Raw genomic sequence first — 19,493 nt, forward strand, 5'->3', positions numbered from 1 at the left:
GGGCGGCAAGTCTACGGGGGTACCCGCACCCGCCCGACCGGGGCGCTACTCGAACGCGATGACGCGCTGCAGCAGGACGGGCGCACGGCGGTCGAGCAGCCGCCCACCGACGCGCACCCCGACCGTCAGCCACACCGCGCCGAGCACGACCCCCAGGGCGAGCGCCGCCCAGCCGAGCGCGGCCGACGAGCGGGACACCGCGAACCACGCGAGCAGCGCGGGCGGCGACGCGGCGACGAGCACGAGCGCCCACCCGGCGGTCTGCGAGAGCACCGTGGCCATCGACGCGCCCTGGCGGGTCTGGAACGGGTTCTCGCCCGGCTGCTGCACGGGCTGCACGAACAGCGCCGAGACGATGCTCGCGCCGCCGTAGGACGTGAGCATGACGCCCGCGGCGGCGCCGAGCAGCGCGGGCACCGCGTCGAGGCGGTCCGTGACCGCGGCGGTCACGACGACGATCGTCGTGACGAGCGGGACCGCGATGATGCCCGACGCGACGACGCGACCCAGCCGGTCGACCACTCCGCGCACGCCCGCGCTCACGTGCATCCAGAACGCGGAGCCGTCGTACGACACGTCGGAGCTGACGCCCCACCCGCACACGAACGCCGCGAGCACACCCGAGGCCAGCACCAGGTCCGCGTTGCCGCCACGCCCGACGACCCACAGGAGCACGGGCGTGAACGGCACGATCGCGAGGGCGACCGCGTAGCGCGGGTCGCGGAACCAGTAGACGAGGCAGCGGCCGACGACCGCGCCGAGCGGCGTCGCGGGCACGCGGCTGAGCACCCCGAGCCCCGCTGGCCGTGCGCCGCCGGAGCCGGCGTGCACGGGCTGCACGAGCGTGCGCGCGAGCGCGCCCTCCCAGAGCCGCAGCGCGATCGCGAGGGTCACGCCCGCGATCGCGAGCCGGGCCACGGCGAGCGCCGGGTCCCCCGCGGCGACGTCGGCGGGCGCCGCCCACGCGGCACCGAACGGCGTCCACGCGAGCACACCGACCAGGTCGTCGAACGTCTCGCGGCTGATCTCACGGCCGTTGGTGAGCGTGCCGAGCGTCGGGCCGATGCTCACGACGAGCAGGAGCGTCACGACCGCCGTCAGCTCACGCGCGCGGCGGCGCGCGACCAGCGGCGCCGCGAGCGCGACCACCGCGCGCCCGCCGACGACCGCGACCGCCAGGCCCAGCACCGCGGCGACGACCCCGACGAGGAGCGCACCCGGGTGCCGGAACCACGCGAAGCTGGTCGACAGCGCCGCGGCCGCGCTGAGCACACCCGGCACGCCCACGAGCGCCGCGACCGCGAGCCCGACGACGAGCACGCGCCGCGGGATCGCGAACGTCGCGAACCGCTCCGGGTCGAGCGTGGCGTCGACGCCGAACGCGAGCAGCGGGATGAACCACCAGCCGATCACCAGCGCGGAGCCGACCAGCACGGTGACGGTCCGCTGCAGCGCGACGTCCTGCGTGCCGACCGCGACCATCCCCGCGACGACGATCGCGAGGATGCCCAGCCCGTACAGCACGGCGAACGCGAACCCCACGACCTGCCAGACGCTGCGCCGCAGACCGTTCGCGACGAGCGCGAGCTTCAGTCGGACGAGGTGCGCAACCACGCGAGCCCCTCCCCCGCGACGCGCCCGCCGACGAGCTCGACGAACCGGTCCTCCAGGCTCATGCCGCCGCGCACCTCATCGACCGTCCCCGCCGCGAGCACGTGCCCGCCCGCGACGACCGCCACGTGGTCGCACATGCGCTGCACGAGGTCCATGACGTGCGACGAGACGATGACCGTCCCGCCCGAGGCGACGTACTGGGCGAGGATGTCGCGGATGTTCGCGGCGGACACCGGGTCGACCGCCTCGAACGGCTCGTCGAGGACGAGCAGGCGCGGGGCGTGCACCATCGCGCACGCGAGCGCGACCTTCTTGGTCATGCCCGCCGAGTAGTCGACGACGAGCGTGCGCGCGTCCGCGACGAGGTCCATCGCGACGAGCAGGTCGCGGGCGCGCTGCGTGACCGTGTCCCGGTCGAGCCCGCGCAGCAGCCCCGCGTACGTGATGAGCTGCTCGCCCGTGAGCCGGTCGAACAGCTTCACGCCGTCGGGCAGGATCCCGATGAGCGCCTTGCCGGCGACCGGGTCGGCCCACAGGTCCTGGCCGTGCACGAGCACCTGCCCCGCGTCCGGGACGAGCAGGCCCGTGGCCATCGACAGCGTCGTCGTCTTGCCCGCGCCGTTGGGGCCCACGAGGCCGTAGAACGACCCGGCCGGCACGACGAGGTCGATGCCCGCGACCGCGACCTTCTCGCCGAACCGGCGCCAGAGCCCGCGCAGCTCGAGCGCGGGCACGCCGGTCCGCGCCGTCGGCACTCCGGTTCCGGCGGACGGGGGCATGGCCGGGGATGCGGGCTGAGAGGCGGGCTGTGAGGCGGGTGGCGAGGTCGTCACGTCGTCGGGCACGCGGTCAGCATACGGACGCGCGCCGACACCGTCGGCGGTCCGTGGTCCCGCACCGGGCCGCTGACCTGCGGTCGGGGCGGGTGTCGGTGGTGTCTGGCACGGTTCGGCGCATGGGACAGCTGCTGCTCGGGGTGCTCGTGGGACTGGTCGTCGGCGTGGTCGCCGGGGGCGCCGTGGCGTGGGCGAGCGCGTCGCGCCGGTCCGAGGCCGCGGTGCGGCGCGCGGAGGTCGCCGCCGCGGCGGCGGGCGCGCGCCTCGAGTCGGAGCGGGCCGCCGCGCTCGAGGCGTCGGCGCGCTCGGCCGATCAGTTCCGCGCGCTCGCGTCCGACGCGCTCGCGCAGTCCTCCGAGCAGTTCCTCGCGCTCGCGTCGCAGCGGTTCGCCGCGGACCGGCAGACGCAGGTGGGCGAGCTCGCGCAGCGCGAGCAGGCGGTCCGCGAGCTCGTGGAGCCGCTGACCCGCACGCTCGACGAGGTGCGGGGCCAGGTCGCCGCGGCGGACCGGGCGCGCGCGGCCAGCGACGCCGCGCTGCGGGAGCAGGTCGAGACGATGCGGGTGGCGTCCGAGCGCGTGCGCACCGAGACCGCGCAGCTCGTCACCGCGCTGCGGTCCTCGCAGGTGCGCGGGCGCTGGGGCGAGACGCAGCTGCGCCGGGTCGTCGAGTCCGCCGGGATGCTCGCGCACGTCGACTTCGTCGAGCAGGAGCAGGTGCGCACGGACGAGGGCCTGCAGCGCCCGGACATGGTGGTGCACCTGGCTGGTGGCAAGCACCTCGTCGTGGACGCGAAGGTCGCGTTCCTCGGCTTCCTCGAGGCGCACGAGGCGACCGACGAGGGCGTGCGCGCGCAGCGGCTCGCGGCGCACGCACGGCACATGCGCGCGCACGTCGACTCGCTGGCGGCGAAGCGGTACTGGGACCAGTTCGCGCCCGCGCCCGAGTTCGTCGTGATGTTCGTCCCCACCGAGGCGTTCTGGCACGCCGCTGTCGAGGAGGACCCGACGCTGTGGGAGTACGCGGCGGACCGCAACGTCGTCGTCGCGACGCCCGCCACGTTGCTCGCGCTGCTGCGCACGGTCGCGTACGCGTGGCGCCAGGACGCGCTCGCCGCGAACGCCCAGCGGGTGCTGTCGCTCGGCAAGGAGCTGCACGGCCGGATCGCCACGCTCGGCGGGCACCTGACGCGCCTGGGGCGCTCGATCGACGCCGCGGCCGAGGCCTACAACAAGACGGTCGGCTCGCTCGAGACGCGCGTCCTGGTGAGCGCGCGGCGGTTCGCCGAGCTCGGGGTGGTGAGCGAGGACCTGATGAGCCCGCCCCCGGCGGACCCGCGCCTGTCGGCGCTCAGCGCCCCCGAGCTGCTGGCGTCCGCGAGCGACCAGCTCGTGAGCCTCGACGGGCTCGACGGCAGCGACCGGGCCGGTGGTCGGTTCGACGAGGCCGACGAGGTCGACGACGTCGACGGCTTCGACACGAGCGCCCAGCGCGACGAGCGGGCACTCGCCGAGCAGGCGCCCCGCACGCGGGGCGAGGACGAGCCGGGCGAGGCGTCGGTCAGGCCGGCGTGACGTCGAGCGAGCGACGCGTGCCGCGACGCGGGCGGGCCGGCGCGTTGCCGGACGCCTTGAGGTCGGCGCGCAGCTCGCGCGGCAGCGAGAACATGAGGTCCTCGGTCGCCGTGCGGACCTCCTCGACGTCCGCGAACCCGAACGACGCGAGCCGGTCGAGCACGTCGCGCACGAGGATCTCCGGCACGGACGCGCCCGAGGTGACGCCCACGGTCGTCGCGCCCACGAACCACGCCGGGTCCATCTCGGACGCCTGGTCGATCCGGTAGGACGCGCGCGCCCCGTTCTCGAGCGCGACCTCGACCAGCCGCACGGAGTTCGACGAGTTCGCCGAGCCGACCGTGACGACCACGTCGCAGTGCGGCGCGATCTTCTTCACCGCGACCTGGCGGTTCTGCGTCGCGTAGCAGATGTCGTCGCTGGGTGGGTCCTGGAGCGACGGGAACCGCTCACGCAGCCGGCGCACCGTCTCCATGGTCTCGTCGACCGACAGGGTGGTCTGCGAGATCCACACGACCTTGGCGGGGTCGCGCACCACGACGTCGTCCACGTCGTCCGGCGAGTTCACGACCTGGATGTGCTCCGGCGCCTCACCCTGCGTGCCCTCGACCTCCTCGTGGCCGGTGTGGCCGATGAGCAGGATGTCGTAGTCGTCGGAGGCGAAGCGGACGGCCTCCTTGTGCACCTTCGTCACCAGCGGGCACGTCGCGTCGATGGTCTGCAGCGAGCGTGCCGCCGCGGCCGCGTGCACGGCGGGCGAGACACCGTGGGCCGAGAACACCACCCGCGCACCCTGCGGCACCTCGTCGGTCTCGTCCACGAACACCGCGCCGCGCGCGGCGAGCGTCTCCACGACGTACTTGTTGTGGACGATCTCCTTGCGCACGTACACGGGGGCGCCGTAGTGCTCGAGCGCCTTCTCCACCGCGATGACCGCGCGGTCGACGCCCGCGCAGTAGCCGCGGGGGGCGGCGAGGAGCACGCGTCGGTTGGTCACCTGCCCGATCCTACGTGCTCGTCGACGACGACCAGGATCTGGGAGGACAGGTCGTGGACCTCGCCGGCGGTCGCGCCCTTCATCTTCTGCGCGCTCACCGTCGAGAGCAGCAGGACCTCGGGCGAGCACCCGGGCAGCACGCGGAAGCGCAGGTCGAACTGCAGCTGGTCGTGGTGGACCTTGCCCGACACGTCGAGCTTCTGCCACCCCCGGACACCGCCCGCGAGCTGCACGCACGAGGCGGGGTACGGGTCGCCGTTCGCGTCGCGCAGCAGGAGCTTGCCGAGGAACCGGGTGAACGTGCCCTTCTTGCGGTCCTCGGGGCGGCAGGTGCCGCGGTACTGCTCGGCGGCGCAGCTGGTCACGTGGATCGTCGCCGAGGCACGCATCCACCGGCCGGGCTCGGTGTCGGTGGGGGCCGCGACGAACGCGGTCATCCGGTTGACGTGCGCGGACGGTCCGCCGGGCACGAGGCGCGCCTGGTCGCCCTGGAGGGGCGAGCTGTACGCGCAGCTCGTCGGCAGCGCCCCGGACCTGCCGAACCGGGGGGTCCAGAAGCACTGCTTGGCGTCGACGTCGTCGTTCAGCACGTCGGAGACGGTGAGCGTGCCGGGCTGCGCGCTGATCTGCGTGACGCGGTCGTCCTGCACCGCGACGGAGCTGCGCGCGCCCCAGCTGCCGTGGCACGCGTACGTCCCGGGGAGCGTGAACGTGAACAGCGAGCGCACGGTCACGGTCGACGCGTCCCACGCCAGGAGGTTGCGCGTGGTGCTCTTCGAGCTCGTCGCGTCGCCGTCGTCGGCCTCGCTCGTGACGACGCGGCCGGGCTCGCCCTCGCCCGGCGCGCACACGACGCGCCACTGCCCCATGACCTGCCGGTTGGACCCTGGTCCGGGGCGCAGGACGGACGGGACCTGGAGCGTGACGAGGCGCTTCTCGCCGGCCGACGCGATCGCGACCTCGACGGTGCTGCGGCGCAGCACCTGCATGGGCGGCGAGCCGCTCTCGGGCGGCGTGCGGGCGACGTCGACCCGGTTGCCGGAGAACGTCGCGACGACCTCGCCCGAGCGCTGCGGGCGCGAGGCCGCGACCATCCGGTCGAGCTCGATCTGCCGGCGCACCCGGTCACGCTCGATCGCGACCTCGAGCTCGTGGGCCTTGCGCGCCGCGAGCAGCGAGAGCCGCTCGGCGGAGAACGCGCTCACGCGGCGGGCCGCGGACTCGCCCTGCGAGAGGGCCGCGGAGGCGGCCTGGGCGCGCGCGACGGACGTCGTCGCGGTCGCACCGCCGAGCAGGACGGCGAGCACCAGGACCGAGATGACCGCCAGATGACGCGCTGGGTGGCGGGTCCGTCGGCGATGCACGCGCAGACCATATCCGCTCGCCCCGTGCGGGGGAACGCCCGACCGGCGCGTCGTCACCCCGGCGCGCCGGGGCCGCAGGTGGGCACGTCGGACGCGCCCGGGACGAGGGTGTGTGGGCCGCGTGCGGCAGGCTGGGGGCGTGAGCGAGACGACACCACGCGAGCCGCTGCCCCTGCGGGCGGCGGACACGACGCCGGACCGGCCGTGGCCCGTGCGCCACCTCGCGCCCAAGATCGCCGACTACGTGCAGCGCATGCCGCCGGTCTGGATCGAGGGGCAGGTGCTCGACCTCAAGCGCTGGAACACCACGTGCTTCCTCACGCTGCGGGACACCGACGTCGACATGTCGATCTCGGTGACGACGAGCGCGGCGAGCGTGGCGCGCCTCGGCAAGGGGGTCGGTGACGGTGCGCACCTCGTCGTGCACGCGCGGCCCACGTACCACCTCAAGCGCGGGAGCCTGTCGTTCGCGGCGGACGACGTGCGGCTCGTCGGGCTCGGGGAGCTGCTGGAGCGCATCGAGCACCTGCGGCGCGTGCTGGGTGCCGAAGGGCTGTTCGACGAGTCGCGCAAGAAGCGGCTGCCGTTCCTGCCGGCCGTCGTGGGGCTGGTGTGCGCGCAGCAGGGCGACGCGGAGCACGACGTCGTGTCGAACGCGCGCGGCCGGTGGCCCGCGGTGCGCTTCGAGATCCGCCGCGTGACGGTGCAGGGCCCGCGCGCGGTCCCGGAGGTGAGCGCCGCGATCGCGGAGCTCGACGCGCGGCCCGAGGTCGAGGTGATCGTGGTCGCCCGCGGCGGCGGCTCGTTCGAGGACCTGCTCCCGTTCAGCAACGAGGCGCTCGTGCGTGCGGCCGCGGCGTGCCGGACCCCGCTGGTCAGCGCGATCGGGCACCACCTCGACGCACCGCTGCTCGACCTCGTCGCCGACCTGCGCGCGTCGACCCCGACGGACGCGGCCAAGCGCGTGGTGCCGGACGTGGCCGAGGAGCGCGCGCGGATCGCGCAGGCCCGGCTGCGGTCCCGCGCGGCGCTCACGCAGCGCCTGGCCCGGGAGCAGACGGCGCTCGAGCACTGGCGCAGCCGCCCCGCGCTCGCGCGGCCCGGCACGCTCGTCGACGCGCACGAGACCCGCGTGCTCGCGCTGCGCGAGTCGGCCCGGCGCACGCTCGAGCACCTGCTCGACCGGGCGCAGACCGAGGTGCGGGGCCTCGCGGGCCACGTGCGGGCGTTGTCCCCCGCGGCGACGCTCGACCGCGGGTACGCGGTGGTGCAGCGCGCGGACGGCGCGGTCGTGCGGGGCCCCGACGAGGTCGCCGTGGGCGACGCGCTGCGCGTGCGGGTCGCGCGCGGCGAGCTCGCGGCGCAGGTCACGCACACCTGAGACCGGGCGCACGGGCCGGGCCATGATCCGGGCGTGGGCGGGGTCTGGTTGACTGGCGGACGTGCCGAAGCAGACCTCACCCGCGCCCGCGGCGCAGGCCGCGAACGACGACGTACCCGGGCTGACCTACGAGCAGGCGCGCGACGAGCTCGTCGCGGTGGTGACGCGGCTCGAGAGCGGCGCCGAGTCGCTCGAGGAGTCGCTCGCGCTGTGGGAGCGCGGCGAGGCGCTCGCGGCGCGGTGCCAGCAGTGGCTCGACGGGGCGCGGGAGCGGCTCGCCGCCGCGCGCGGGACGAGCGACGAGGACGGGGACGCGTGAGCGCGCAGCCCGTGGCCCCGGGCACGCCGCACGAGCGCGCGCTCGTCGTCGGCGAGGCGCTGATCGACGTCGTGGCGCGCGCCGACGGCACGCGCGAGGAGCACCCGGGCGGCAGCCCCGCGAACGTGGCGCTCGGGCTCGGCCGCCTGGGCCGCGCGGTCGACCTGCTCACGTGGCTCGGGGTGGACGCCGAGGGCGACCTGGTGCGCCGCCATCTGGCCGCGTCGGGCGTGCGCGTCCTGCGCGGGGACCGCGGTGCGGTGCGCACGCCGCTCGCGACCGCGCACCTGGACGCCGCGGGGGTCGCGACCTACGAGTTCGAGCTCGAGTGGGACCTGCCGCACGCGTGGGACGGTGACGACGTCCCGCCGCTCGTGGTGCACACGGGGTCGATCGCGGCCGTGCTGGAGCCCGGCGCGGCGCGCGTCGCGCACGAGGTGACGCGGCTGCGCCCCACCTCCACGGTCACGTACGACCCGAACCTGCGGCCCGCGCTCATGGGGACGTCGCGGCACGCGCTGCCGTACGTCGAGGCGATGGTCGCGCTGTCCGACGTCGTGAAGGTCAGCGACGAGGACCTCGCATGGCTGCACCCGGGGGTCGCGCCCGCGGAGATCGCCGAGGAGTGGGCGCAGCGGGGGCCTGCGCTCGTCGTCGTGACCCACGGCGGGGACGGTGCGTTCGCGGCCACCGCCGCGGGGGCGCGCGTGCGCGTCGCGGCCCCGCGCGTGACGGTCGTCGACACCGTGGGTGCGGGCGACTCGTTCATGGGCGGACTGGTCGACGGGCTGTGGTCGGCGGGCCTGCTGGGTGCCGACCGGCGCGCCGCGCTGCGGGACGTCGCGGCACCGACCGTCGAGGCGGTGCTGCGCCGGTGCGCGCGCATCGCGGCGGTCACGGTCTCGCGTGCCGGCGCCAACCCGCCGCGCGCGCACGAGCTCGACTGACCCCAGGTCACCGACCGGCCGCGGCGCTCTCCTTCTTCTCGCGCGCCTGCGCCCGCTCGAGCGACGCCTTGCGGTCGGCCTCGTTCTGCGCGTCGATCTCGCGCGCACGGTCGGCGTCGAACGTGAGGTTCTCGCCGGTCTCCGGGTCGAAGACGAGGAGCTTGGCGGGGTCGAACCACAGCGTCGCGGTGTCGCCGTCCCGGATCCGGGACTCCGAGTCGAGCGCGACGACGAGCTGCGTGCGCAGGCCCTCGCCGTCGAGGTCGCGGTCGAGCTCCTCGAGCGTGCCCGCGACCTCGTGGCTCGTCTCGAACGGCACGTAGGCGTACAGGTCGGAGCCGAGCCACTCGGTGACGTCGACCTCGGTGTCGAACGTGTGGCCGGCGTCGCGCTTGCCGTCCTCGAGCAGCGCGGCGTCCGCGAAGTGCTCGGGGCGCAGCCCCACGATGACGACGCCCCGATCACCGATCCGCGAGCGCAGGTCGTCGGACAGCGGGACCTGCGCGAACGGCAGGCGCAGCTCGCCGTCGACGACCTCGCCCGGCAGGAAGTTCATGGGCGGCGAGCCGATGAACCCGGCGACGAACAGGTTGACGGGCTGCTCGTAGAGCCCGCGCGGGGAGGCGACCTGCTGGAGCTCGCCCTTGCGCAGCACCGCGACGCGGTCGCCGAGCGTCATGGCCTCGGTCTGGTCGTGCGTGACGTACACGGTCGTCGTGCCGAGCCGGCGCTGCATGCGGGCGATCTCGGTGCGCATCTGGCCGCGCAGCTTCGCGTCGAGGTTCGACAGCGGCTCGTCGAACAGGAACGCGTTCGCCTCACGCACGATCGCGCGGCCCATCGCGACGCGCTGACGCTGCCCGCCGGAGAGGTTCGCGGGCTTGCGCTGCAGGTGGTCCTGCAGCTCGAGCGTGGACGCGGCGTGCTCGACCTTCGCGCGGATCTCGTCCTCGGTGAACTGGCCCTTGGTGAGGCGCAGCGGGAACGCGATGTTCTCGAACACCGTCAGGTGCGGGTACAGCGCGTAGTTCTGGAACACCATCGCGAGGTGCCGCTCGCGGGGCGCCTTGTCGTTGACGACCTCGTCACCGATGCGCAGCTCGCCGGACGTGATGTCCTCGAGCCCGACGATCATGCGCAGCAGCGTGGACTTCCCGCAGCCGGACGGCCCGACGAGGATCACGAACTCGCCGTCCGCGATGTCGAGGCTCACGCCCTTGACGGCGAGGAACCCGTCGCCGTAGCGCTTGACGATGTCCTTGAGGGTGATGGCGGCCATCGGAAGTCTCCTTGTTCAGCCCTTGACGGCGCCCTGGGTCAGGCCGGACACGATCTGGCGCTGGAACAGCAGCACCAGGATGACGACGGGGACGGTCACGACGACCGCGGCGGCGGAGATCGCGCCCGTCGGCTCCTCGAACTGCGACGCGCCGGTGAAGAACGCGAGCGCGGCGGGGACCGGCCGCGCGGCGGACGTCGAGGTCAGCGAGATGCCGTAGACGAAGTCGTTCCACGCGATGAAGAACGCGATGAGCGCGGTCGTGAACACCCCGGGTGCGGCGAGCGGCACGATCGCCTTGCGGAACGCCTGCCACGGCGTCGCGCCGTCCACCTGCGCGGCCTGCTCGAGCTCCCACGGGATCTGCCGGAAGAACGCGGCGAGGGTCCAGATGGAGATCGGCAGCGTGAGCGACAGGTACGGGATGATCAGGCCCAGCCACGTGTCGTACAGGCCGATGCTGCGCCACAGGTTGAACAGCGGCGTGACGATCGAGATGACGGGGAAGATCGAGACGCCGAGCGCGGTGGTGAGGATGAGCCGCTTGCCGCGGAAGTCGAGCCGCGCGATCGCGTACGCCGCCAGGGTCGCGAGGGCCACGGCGACGAACGTGGCGATCAGCGAGATGCCGATGGAGTTGCGCAGCGCGGGCAGGAACAGGTCCTTCGCGGAGCCGACGAAGATCTGCTCGTAGTTCGTCGTCGTCCACGTCTTGGGCCAGAACGTGCCGAGGTTGAGCTGGCTGGGCAGCTTGAACGAGGTCGCGATGATCGACACGACGGGCAGGAGCGCCCACACCATGACGACGACCGTGATGACGGCCCACCCGACCTTCATGCGGGTCGTGAGCGTGCGCATCAGCCCTCCCCCCTCGCGCTGGCCAGGTCCACCTTGAACAGCTTGATCGCGATGAAGCAGATCCCGATGACGCAGAAGAACAGCAGCACGGAGATCGCGGAGCCGAGGCCGATCTCGAGGCGCCCGATCGACGTGCGGTAGGCCAGCAGGGACAGCACCGTCGTGCCGTTCGCGCCGTTCGTCATGATGAAGACGTTGTCGAAGATGCGGAACGCGTCCAGCGCCCGGAACAGGACCGCGACCATGATCGCGGCCTTCATGTTCGGCAGGACCACGCGCTGCAGCCGCTGCGCCCACGTCGCGCCGTCGACCTCCGCCGCCTCCTCGAGCTCACCGGGGACCTGCGAGAGCCCCGCGAGCAGCAGGAGCGAGATGAACGGCGTGGTCTTCCAGATCTCGGACGCCATGATGACGGCCAGGCTCGTGCCCTGGTGGGCGAACCAGTTGAGGTCCGGGTCGACGCCCGGCACCCAGTCGAACCAGTGGTTGACGAACCCGGAGCTGATGTCGAACGCGTAGAACCACGCGAACGCGGAGACGACCGTGATGATCCCGTAGGGCACGAGGATCGCGGTGCGCAGGACGCCGCGCAGCCGCTGGATCGCGCGGTGCATGACGAGCGCGAGCAGGAAGCCCAGCACGAGCTCGACGAGCACGGTGACGACCGTGATGAGCGCGGTCACCGCGAACGCCTGCCACCACACCGGGTCGCTCAGCACGACGACGTAGTTCTCACCGCCGTTGAACGCACGCTCGTCGGGTGCGGTCAGCCGGTAGGAGAACAGCGAGTCGTAGAACGCCTGCAGGATCGGGTAGATGGTCACCGCGACCATCACGACGAACGCGGGGCCGGCGAGCCACCAGCCGAGCCGCGCCTCGTCCCGCGCGCGGTCGCTCAGGCGCGGCCGCCCGCGCCTGGTCGTGCCCGGGTCCGGGTCCGGTTCGGGGGTGGTCCGGGACCGGGCGTCCGCTCCGGCTCCCGGCGGGATGGACGTGGTCACAGCAGCGCCTCCCCTCGCAGGACGGCGGTGATGAAGTCTGTGGACCGGCGCGGCGTGGTGTCGGGGTCCACGTCGGCCGGGGGGTGCCACGTCTCCTGCAGGCCGGTGGACACCTCGTTGTAGTACGGCGTCTGCGGCCGCGGCGCGGCCTGCTCGAGCGACTCGCGGATGACGTCCGCCATGGGGAACGCCTTCTGCACAGCGGGGTCGTCGTACGCCTTCGTCGACGCGGGCGGGTTGCCGTTCGTCGCGAAGTACTCGGCCTGGTTCTCGGGGGTGACGATGCACTGCGCCGCCTCGAGCGCGAGGTCGACGTGCTCGCTGAACGCGCCGATGCCCAGGCTGATGCCGCCGTACGGCGGGCGGGACCCGGTGTCCGCGTCGACGCGCGGGTACAGCGCCCAGCCGATGTCGTCGACGAGCGACGCGTCGAGCGTGCCGTCCTCGACCGCGGCGTTGGTCGCCGACCACACGAACGGCCAGTTCACCATGAACGAGCCGCTGTCCCGCTGGAAGACCGTCATGGTCGCGTTCTCGTCGGCGGTGGGCAGGCCCGCACCGCCCAGCCCTTCGCGCCCGATCGCGCCGATGATCTCGGCCGCGGCGCGGCCCGCGTCGGACTCGAGCCCGAGCCGCAGCTCGTCGGCCGGGGCCTCGGGGTTCTCCAGCACGTGCCCGCCCGCGGACTCCACCAGCGCGTTCACCCACACCGTGAGCGACTCGGCCTTCGCGCCCTGCACACCGAGGACCTTCCCCTGCTCCTTGGCGGCGTCCATGATCTGCTGCCACGTCACCGGCTCCTTGGCGGGGTCCAGCCCCGCGGCCTCGGCGACCGACTTGCGGTACCAGAGCAGCTGCGTGTTCGCCCAGAACGGGATCGCGACGAGCTCGTCCTTCCACGTCGCACCGTCCAGCGCACCCTGCACCACGTCGGTCGTGACCTTCTGGGCCACGTCCTGCGGGATCGGCGCGAGGAACCCGGGCTCCGCGAGCTCGGGGATGAACGGCGGGTCGAGGCTCATGATGTCGATCGACGAGTCCTTCGCCGCGAGCCGCCGCGCGAGCTGCTCCCGCTGCGACGCCGCGTCACGCGGCAGGACCTCCGTCGCCAGCCGGTACCTGCCGTCCGCCTCCTGGGTGCAGCGCGCCGCGATCTCGACCTGGCCGCCGTTGTCCGGGTTGATGTACCACGTGAGCGTCGGTGGCCCGGACTCGGCCGCGCACGCCGCGAGGGGCAGTGCGACCGCGACCGCGACGACCGCCGCGAGGTTGCGGGTACGTCGACCCACGGTGGCCTCCGTCCGTTGCGCCTCGTCGTGCTGGGTCCTGGGTACACCCCGCGCGGGGCCGCCGCACGTCGAGACCGCGCGGGAGGGTTCGTGGACGTCTTGTGCACGTTCGTCGCGCTGTGCGCGTTCGGTCCGGTGCGCCCGGTGCGAGCGCTACCGTCCTGCTGTGTCGAACTACCTCGGCGCAGTGCTGCGCCGTGACGTCGTCCCCCGCGTCCGCGCGTGGCTCACGGTCCGCGGGTCCGTGGGGTCCGAGCACCGGTTCGTCGACCTCGACGAGCGCACGGTCCTGCTCCTGGTGAGCCGGGACCTCGACGCGAGCCTCGCCCCCGGCCGGTTCTTCCGCGGCACCGCCGTCTCGCCCGAGCACGGCGCGATCGGCTTCGGGCTCGCCGGCTGGCAGGCCATGCCCGCGGGCGCGCACGCCGACCCGCACGGCGTCTCGGGCGAGTTCGTGCTGCTGGAGTGGGACGACGACGCCGTCGTGGCCCGTCGCGACGTGCTCGGCTCGGTCGCGCTCGCCTCGACGACGGGCGACGGGTTCGCCGCGGTGAGCGACTCGCTGCTCGTGCTCGTCGACCTGCGGCGCTGGTTGGGCCAGGGCGTCACCCAGCGCACCGAGGTGCTGCTGGCGCGCACGTTCCCGAACAACTTCGCCTCGCAGCAGATCAGCGAGGAGACTCACGTCGTGGAGGTCGCGTACGCCGCCGCCGGGCGGGGGGTGCGCATCCCGCTGCGTACGCTGCGCGCCGAGCCGGACGGTCCGCTGCTCGCGTCGCGGGTCGTCGACGTCGACCTCGACCCCGTCGAGACGATGCGGGGCGTCGCGACCTTCGTCGCCCGCACGATGACCACGCTCGCGCTGCGCGACGACCTCGACGTCCGTCTCATGCTGTCCGGCGGGTACGACTCGCGCGTGCTCCTGGGCGGTGCCGTGCACGGCGGCGCCGCGCACCGGCTCGCCGTGCACACGCGCGGCGGCTCGGGCAGCCACGACCTGGACGCGCGCGCGGTCGCGCCGATCGCGGAGCACTACCGGCTGCGTCTGAACGCGCCGCGCCTGAGGAGCACCCCGTCGCAGGACGCGGGCCCGCCGCTCGCGCTGCTCGCCTCCACGACGCTCGGCTTCTACGACACCCTCTCGCCGCTGAGCACCGTCCGGCGCGGTGCGATCACCATCAACGGCGTGGGCGCCGAGATCTACAAGGGGAACTGGAAGTGGCGCACCGAGCGCCAGATGTTCGAGCAGACCAACCAGCGCGCGGTGCAGCTCGGGGCCATGCGCGCGCAGGCCGCCAAGGGCATCCGCGCCACCGGCGGCGACCCCCGGTGGGCCGATGCGAGCGAGTTGCTCTACTGCGGCTTCCGCAACGGCATCCACGGCGCCGGCAACTCCATCGCGCTGTCGATGACCGGTCTGCGGCCCCTGCACCAGGTCGCGCTCGCCGCGCTCGGCCACCAGCGCGTCGACGGCCTGCCGCCGCGCGAGCGCCGCGACCGCGCGCGCCTGCGCGGCCAGGGCGAGAACGTCATGGCGGGGCTGCTCGCGCTCATGGACACCCAGCTCGCCGCGATGCCGTACGACCGACCCGACAAGACGCTCGCACCCGACCTGGTCGCGCAGCGGCTCGCGGACCTCGGCGGCCCGCTCGGACCCGAGGCGAAGACCGAGCTGCCCGTGCACGGGTCGCCGTCGGACGTCCCCGCGGGCCCCTCGGCCCTGGGCCTCGGCGTCGCGGAGCATGCGGGGATGGCGGTCGAGATGTCGACCGAGCACCTCATGCGCCTCGCGGAGCGCGGACACGAGTCCGTCGAGCACCCCGCGGTGCGTCCCGCGTACGGGCGGGTCCTCAAGCGTGCGCGCGAGCGGCTGGTCGACAACGGCGAGTCGCCCCGCGACGCGGGCGCGATGCTAGGCAAGCTGCTGACGCTCGCGATGATCGGCTGACCGCCCGGGCGTGAGACCGGCGAGCGGGGACCGCGCGGTTTTGCGACGATGACCGCCGTGACGACACGGATGACTCCCGCCGAGGCCTGGTCCGCGCTCAAGGACGGCAACAACCGGTTCGTGGCAGGCGAGATGCTGCACCCCTCGCAAGGCGTCGACCGACGCGCCGAGGTGACGCAGTCCCAGCACCCGTTCGCGGTGCTGTTCGGCTGCTCCGACTCGCGCGTCGCCGCCGAGATCATCTTCGACCGCGGGCTCGGCGACCTGTTCGTGGTGCGCACCGCCGGGCACGTGCTCGACACCACCGTGATCGGCTCGATCGAGTACGGCGTCGAGGTCCTGGGCACCCCGCTCGTCGTCGTGCTGGGCCACGACTCCTGCGGTGCGGTGGCCGCCGCGACGTCCGCGCTCAACGACGGCACGCTGCCCCCCGGGTTCGTGCGGGCGGTCGTCGACCGGGTGATCCCCAGCATCGTCGGCCTCACGCGCCGGGGCGAGGGCGCCGAGTCGCTCGACGCCGCCACGCTGGGCCACGAGCACGTCAAGCACACCGTGCGCATGCTGCAGGGGTACTCCGTCTCGCTCGCGGACGCCGTCGAGCAGGGCCGGTGCGCGATCATCGGCCTGGAGTACACGCTCACGGACGGCCGCGTGCGCGTCGCCGAGGTCGTCGGCGACGTCGGCGAGCTCTGAGCGCCGCGGCCGGTCGCGCGTGCGGCAGGATGGGCGCATGACTTCTGCGCTTCCCGACGACGCGGTCGAGTACCGGATCGAGCACGACACGATGGGCGAGGTCCGGGTCCCGGCCACCGCCCTGTACCGCGCCCAGACGCAGCGCGCGGTCGAGAACTTCCCGATCTCGGGCTCGCGGCTCGAGCGCGGGCACATCGAGGCCCTCGCACGCATCAAGAAGGCCGCCGCGCGCGCCAACGCCGAGCTCGGTGTGCTGCCCGGCGACGTCGCCGAGGCGATCGCCGCGGCCGCCGACGAGGTCGCCTCCGGCCTGCACGACGCGCACTTCCCGGTCGACGTCTACCAGACGGGCTCGGGCACGTCGTCGAACATGAACACCAACGAGGTGCTCGCGACGCTCGCGACCCTCGCGCTCGGCGCTCCCGTGCACCCCAACGACCACGTCAACGCGTCGCAGTCGTCCAACGACGTGTTCCCGACGAGCGTGCACGTGGCCGCCACCGCGGGCGTCGTGCGCGACCTGGTCCCCGCGCTCGAGCACCTCGCGGGCGCGCTCGGCGCGAAGGCCGACGAGTGGGCCGGGGTCGTGAAGTCCGGGCGCACGCACCTCATGGACGCCACGCCCGTGACGCTCGGCCAGGAGTTCGGCGGGTACGCCGCCGCGGTGCGCTACGGCGTCGAGCGCCTGCAGGCCGCCCTCCCCCGCGCGGCGGAGGTCCCGCTCGGGGGCACGGCCGTGGGCACGGGCATCAACACGCCCGCCGGCTTCCCGCAGCGCGTCATCGAGCTGCTGCGCGAGGACACCGGCCTGCCGCTGACCGAGGCGCGCGACCACTTCGAGGCGCAGTCCTCGCGCGACGGGCTGGTCGAGCTCTCGGGCGCGCTGCGCACGATCGCGGTGTCGCTCACCAAGATCTGCAACGACCTGCGCTGGATGGGCTCCGGCCCGAACACCGGCCTGTCCGAGATCGCGATCCCCGACCTGCAGCCGGGCTCGTCGATCATGCCGGGCAAGGTGAACCCCGTGGTGCCCGAGGCGGTGCTCATGGTCGCGGCGCGCGTCGTCGGGAACGACGCGACGGTCGCGTGGGCCGGCGCGTCCGGGTCGTTCGAGCTCAACGTGCAGATCCCGGTCATCGCGTCGGCGGTCCTGGAGTCGATCCGCCTGCTCGCCAACGCGAGCCGGGTGCTGGCCGACAAGACCGTGGCGGGTCTCGTCGCGAACGTCGACCGCGCGCGGGCGTACGCCGAGTCCTCGCCGTCGATCGTCACGCCGCTCAACCGCGTCATCGGCTACGAGGCCGCGGCGGCGATCGCGAAGCACGCGGTCAAGCGGGGGCTCACGATCCGCCAGGCCGTCGTGGACCTCGGCTACGTCGAGCGCGGCGAGGTCACCGAGGCGCAGCTCGACGCGGCGCTCGACGTGCTGAGCATGACGCGCCCGCCGCAGGGCTGACCCTCGCCCTGGCGCGACCCACCCCGCCTCGGCGGGGGCCGGCCCCGCCGGCCCCCGTCAACGCGCGCCGGAGACCTCCCGCGCGGCGTCCGTCGTGACCGGCCGCGCGTGGGGTCGCACCGCGTGCATCCCGAGCGCGGCCACGAGCCCGAGCACGAGCGCGCCCGCGGTGAGCAGGAGCGTCTGCGCGGTCGCGGCGGCGAAGCCCGTGTGGACCGCGTCGAGCGCGGCCACGCGCACCTGCTCGGCGAGCGCGGCCGGGACCCCGTCGGGCGGGGCGAACCCGGCCGCGCCGTTCGAGAGCGCGGACGGGTCGAGGCGCGCGAACCCGTCGAGGAAGGGCGCACGCACCGCCTCGGGGAGGTCCCGGGCGGCGTCGGCGGCCGCGGCGGGGATCTCGACCGACAGGCGTGACGTGAGCATCGCGACGACGGCCGCCGAGCCGACCACGCCGCCCATCTGCCGCGTGGTGTTGAAGGCGCCCGCTCCCGCACCCGCGGTGCGCTGGTCGAGCCCCGCGGTCGCGGCCGCCGCCAGCGGCGAGAACACCAGGCCGGTGCCGATGCCGAACACCGTCATGGGCACGACCAGCGTCCAGACCGGCGCGTCCGGCCGCACCGCGGCGGCCAGCCACGCGACGACCACGGCGAGGGTCGCGAACCCGGCCGTGACCACCCACTTCGCCGGCACCCGGTCGGACAGCCGTCCTGCGAGCGGCGCGACGACGCCGGACACGAGCGATCCGCCCGCCCCGACGAGCGCGGCCCGCAGCGGCGAGAGCCCCAGCACGAGCTGCAGGTAGATGGTGAACGGGAAGAAGATGCCGGTCATCGAGAACGTCACGGCGGCGCCGGACACGTTCGCGAGCGAGAAGTTGCGCACGTGGAAGAGCCGCAGCGGCAGCAGTGCGCGGTCGCCGATCCGGTTCTGCCACCAGACGAACGCCGCGAGGACCAGCACTCCCGCACCGATCACCAGCCACACCGAGACGGGCCCCCGGATGGTGCCCCAGTCGTAGGACTCGCCCTCCTGCAGCCCGAACACCAGCAGGAACATGCCGACGACCGAGAGCAGGACGCCGACGACGTCGAACGAGCGCGCGTGCGTCGGCAGCGACGGCAGCGTCCGCACCGCGAACCACAGCGCCACGACGCCGACCGGGATGTTGATGAAGAAGATGTACTCCCAGCCCACGGTCTCGACGAGCACGCCGCCGAGCACCGGGCCGGTGATCGTGGCGACGCCCGCGACCGCACCCCACACGCCCATCGCGGCGCCGCGCCGCTCGGGGGGGAACACGCGCGTGATCATCGACATGGTCTGCGGCGTCATGAGCGCCGCCCCGACGCCCTGCACCGCGCGCGCGGCGACGAGCAGGGCGACCGAGTCGGCGAGCCCGCAGACCGCCGACGTCACGGTGAACAGGACGAGCCCGGCGATGAACACCGGCCGCGGCCCGAACCGGTCCCCGAGCCGCCCCGTGACCAGCAGGAGCACCGCGAACGAGAGCAGGTAGGCGCTGTTCACCCAGCCGACCTGCGTGATGCTCGCGTCGAGCTCGCGCCCGAGCGTGGGCACCGCGATGTTCACGATGGTCGTGTCGAGCATGATCATGAAGAACCCGAGGCACAGCGCGGGCAGCACGCTCCACGGGGAGCGCCCGTGCAGGTCGACCTGGCCGGGGGCCGGCGCGGCGGTGGGCCGCGCGGGGCTGGGGTCGTGCGTCATGGGGCCTCTCGGACAGCGCGCGGACGGTGGACGACGCTCGGGGCGGCGACGCGCGCTCGTCGGGGCCCGTCGTCGAGCGTAGGACCAAGGACCCACACATGCGCGCGACCGCCAGAGCCACCCGAACGGGTGACAACCCGGGGAAGTTGCTGTGGGAACCCGACAGAACTCCCCGGTACCCCGCACTCACCCGGACAGAACCCTCGCGG

General features: G+C 73.9%; 16 protein-coding genes. 7 read left to right on the forward strand and 9 right to left on the reverse strand.

What is annotated here, in order from left to right; translation table 11 throughout:
* Positions 1–45: 45 nt before the first annotated feature.
* The gene (locus ACT17Q_RS12735; RefSeq protein WP_444662826.1) at positions 46–1,614 is read right to left on the reverse strand and encodes a hypothetical protein; all 1,569 of its coding nucleotides are present in this window, start codon (positions 1,612–1,614) and stop codon (positions 46–48) included.
* Complete coding sequence (locus ACT17Q_RS12740) at positions 1,590–2,393, reverse strand: ABC transporter ATP-binding protein (RefSeq protein ID WP_232514580.1); 804 nt, start codon at positions 2,391–2,393, stop codon at positions 1,590–1,592. The genes ACT17Q_RS12735 and ACT17Q_RS12740 overlap by 25 nt, the downstream gene beginning before the upstream one ends.
* A gap of 176 nt (positions 2,394–2,569) precedes the next feature.
* On the opposite strand from ACT17Q_RS12740, the gene ACT17Q_RS12745 reads away from it, so the two are divergent.
* Entirely contained in the window at positions 2,570–4,024 is a 1,455-nt protein-coding gene (locus ACT17Q_RS12745) for a DNA recombination protein RmuC (RefSeq protein ID WP_444662828.1), read from the forward strand.
* On the opposite strand, the gene ACT17Q_RS12750 is transcribed toward ACT17Q_RS12745, so the two are convergent.
* The gene (locus ACT17Q_RS12750) at positions 4,011–5,030 is read right to left on the reverse strand and encodes a 4-hydroxy-3-methylbut-2-enyl diphosphate reductase (RefSeq protein WP_094182016.1); all 1,020 of its coding nucleotides are present in this window, start codon (positions 5,028–5,030) and stop codon (positions 4,011–4,013) included. The genes ACT17Q_RS12745 and ACT17Q_RS12750 overlap by 14 nt on opposite strands.
* Positions 5,018–6,385 (reverse strand): hypothetical protein, encoded by a 1,368-nt coding sequence (locus tag ACT17Q_RS12755; protein WP_444662830.1) that lies wholly within the window; start codon positions 6,383–6,385, stop codon positions 5,018–5,020. Before ACT17Q_RS12755 ends, ACT17Q_RS12750 begins: the two co-directional genes overlap by 13 nt.
* 139 nt (positions 6,386–6,524) lie before the next feature.
* On the opposite strand from ACT17Q_RS12755, the gene xseA reads away from it, so the two are divergent.
* The 3 genes from xseA (at position 6,525) to ACT17Q_RS12770 (ending at position 9,032) form a co-directional block, all read left to right on the forward strand.
* Positions 6,525–7,766: an exodeoxyribonuclease VII large subunit gene (xseA, locus tag ACT17Q_RS12760; protein ID WP_268532827.1), complete on the forward strand. Its 1,242-nt coding sequence runs from the start codon at positions 6,525–6,527 to the stop codon at positions 7,764–7,766.
* Between the two features lie 61 nt (positions 7,767–7,827).
* Positions 7,828–8,085: an exodeoxyribonuclease VII small subunit gene (locus ACT17Q_RS12765; RefSeq protein ID WP_094179326.1), complete on the forward strand. Its 258-nt coding sequence runs from the start codon at positions 7,828–7,830 to the stop codon at positions 8,083–8,085.
* The gene (locus ACT17Q_RS12770; protein WP_198303503.1) at positions 8,082–9,032 is read left to right on the forward strand and encodes a carbohydrate kinase family protein; all 951 of its coding nucleotides are present in this window, start codon (positions 8,082–8,084) and stop codon (positions 9,030–9,032) included. Before ACT17Q_RS12765 ends, ACT17Q_RS12770 begins: the two co-directional genes overlap by 4 nt.
* 7 nt (positions 9,033–9,039) lie before the next feature.
* On the opposite strand, the gene ACT17Q_RS12775 is transcribed toward ACT17Q_RS12770, so the two are convergent.
* The 4 genes from ACT17Q_RS12775 to ACT17Q_RS12790 form a co-directional block, all read right to left on the reverse strand.
* Positions 9,040–10,311 carry an ABC transporter ATP-binding protein gene (locus ACT17Q_RS12775; protein ID WP_444662833.1) on the reverse strand — a complete coding sequence of 424 codons (1,272 nt, stop codon included), beginning with the start codon at positions 10,309–10,311 and terminating at the stop codon, positions 9,040–9,042.
* Positions 10,312–10,326: 15 nt separating this feature from the next.
* On the reverse strand, positions 10,327–11,169 hold the full coding sequence (locus ACT17Q_RS12780; RefSeq protein ID WP_444662835.1) for a carbohydrate ABC transporter permease: 843 nt from the start codon (positions 11,167–11,169) through the stop codon (positions 10,327–10,329).
* Positions 11,169–12,068, reverse strand: a complete 900-nt coding sequence (locus tag ACT17Q_RS12785; RefSeq protein ID WP_208405599.1) for a carbohydrate ABC transporter permease — start codon at positions 12,066–12,068, stop codon at positions 11,169–11,171. The genes ACT17Q_RS12780 and ACT17Q_RS12785 overlap by 1 nt, the downstream gene beginning before the upstream one ends.
* 98 nt (positions 12,069–12,166) lie before the next feature.
* Positions 12,167–13,459: an extracellular solute-binding protein gene (locus ACT17Q_RS12790; protein ID WP_444662837.1), complete on the reverse strand. Its 1,293-nt coding sequence runs from the start codon at positions 13,457–13,459 to the stop codon at positions 12,167–12,169.
* Positions 13,460–13,625: 166 nt separating this feature from the next.
* Between ACT17Q_RS12790 and ACT17Q_RS12795 the strand changes: the two genes are divergently transcribed.
* Genes ACT17Q_RS12795 through ACT17Q_RS12805 form a run of 3 tightly spaced genes read left to right on the forward strand, consistent with a single transcriptional unit; the run spans position 13,626 to position 17,556 of the window.
* Positions 13,626–15,407, forward strand: a complete 1,782-nt coding sequence (locus tag ACT17Q_RS12795) for a hypothetical protein (protein WP_444662839.1) — start codon at positions 13,626–13,628, stop codon at positions 15,405–15,407.
* A gap of 48 nt (positions 15,408–15,455) precedes the next feature.
* A complete protein-coding gene (locus tag ACT17Q_RS12800) occupies positions 15,456–16,100 on the forward strand; it encodes a carbonic anhydrase (protein WP_243861191.1) in 645 nt (214 codons plus the stop codon).
* A gap of 37 nt (positions 16,101–16,137) precedes the next feature.
* Positions 16,138–17,556 carry a class II fumarate hydratase gene (locus ACT17Q_RS12805; RefSeq protein ID WP_268532812.1) on the forward strand — a complete coding sequence of 473 codons (1,419 nt, stop codon included), beginning with the start codon at positions 16,138–16,140 and terminating at the stop codon, positions 17,554–17,556.
* 57 nt (positions 17,557–17,613) lie between these two features.
* Here the strand turns inward: ACT17Q_RS12805 and ACT17Q_RS12810 are convergent, their stop codons facing one another.
* Positions 17,614–19,284 (reverse strand): DHA2 family efflux MFS transporter permease subunit, encoded by a 1,671-nt coding sequence (locus ACT17Q_RS12810; protein WP_444662842.1) that lies wholly within the window; start codon positions 19,282–19,284, stop codon positions 17,614–17,616.
* Between the last annotated feature and the right edge of the window lie 209 nt (positions 19,285–19,493).

The organism is Cellulomonas sp. CW35 (genome assembly GCF_052378485.1).
GTDB classification, from domain to species: Bacteria; Actinomycetota; Actinomycetes; order Actinomycetales; family Cellulomonadaceae; genus Cellulomonas; species Cellulomonas uda.

Coding starts and splice junctions, on each gene's coding strand:
- ACT17Q_RS12740 (WP_232514580.1), bottom strand. CDS start 2,393: ATGCCCCCGTCCGCCGGAACCGGAGTGCCGACGGCGCGGACCGGCGTG.
- ACT17Q_RS12745 (WP_444662828.1), top strand. CDS start 2,570: ATGGGACAGCTGCTGCTCGGGGTGCTCGTGGGACTGGTCGTCGGCGTG.
- ACT17Q_RS12775 (WP_444662833.1), bottom strand. CDS start 10,311: ATGGCCGCCATCACCCTCAAGGACATCGTCAAGCGCTACGGCGACGGG.
- ACT17Q_RS12780 (WP_444662835.1), bottom strand. CDS start 11,169: ATGCGCACGCTCACGACCCGCATGAAGGTCGGGTGGGCCGTCATCACG.
- ACT17Q_RS12800 (WP_243861191.1), top strand. CDS start 15,456: ATGACCGCCGTGACGACACGGATGACTCCCGCCGAGGCCTGGTCCGCG.
- ACT17Q_RS12805 (WP_268532812.1), top strand. CDS start 16,138: ATGACTTCTGCGCTTCCCGACGACGCGGTCGAGTACCGGATCGAGCAC.
- ACT17Q_RS12810 (WP_444662842.1), bottom strand. CDS start 19,284: ATGACGCACGACCCCAGCCCCGCGCGGCCCACCGCCGCGCCGGCCCCC.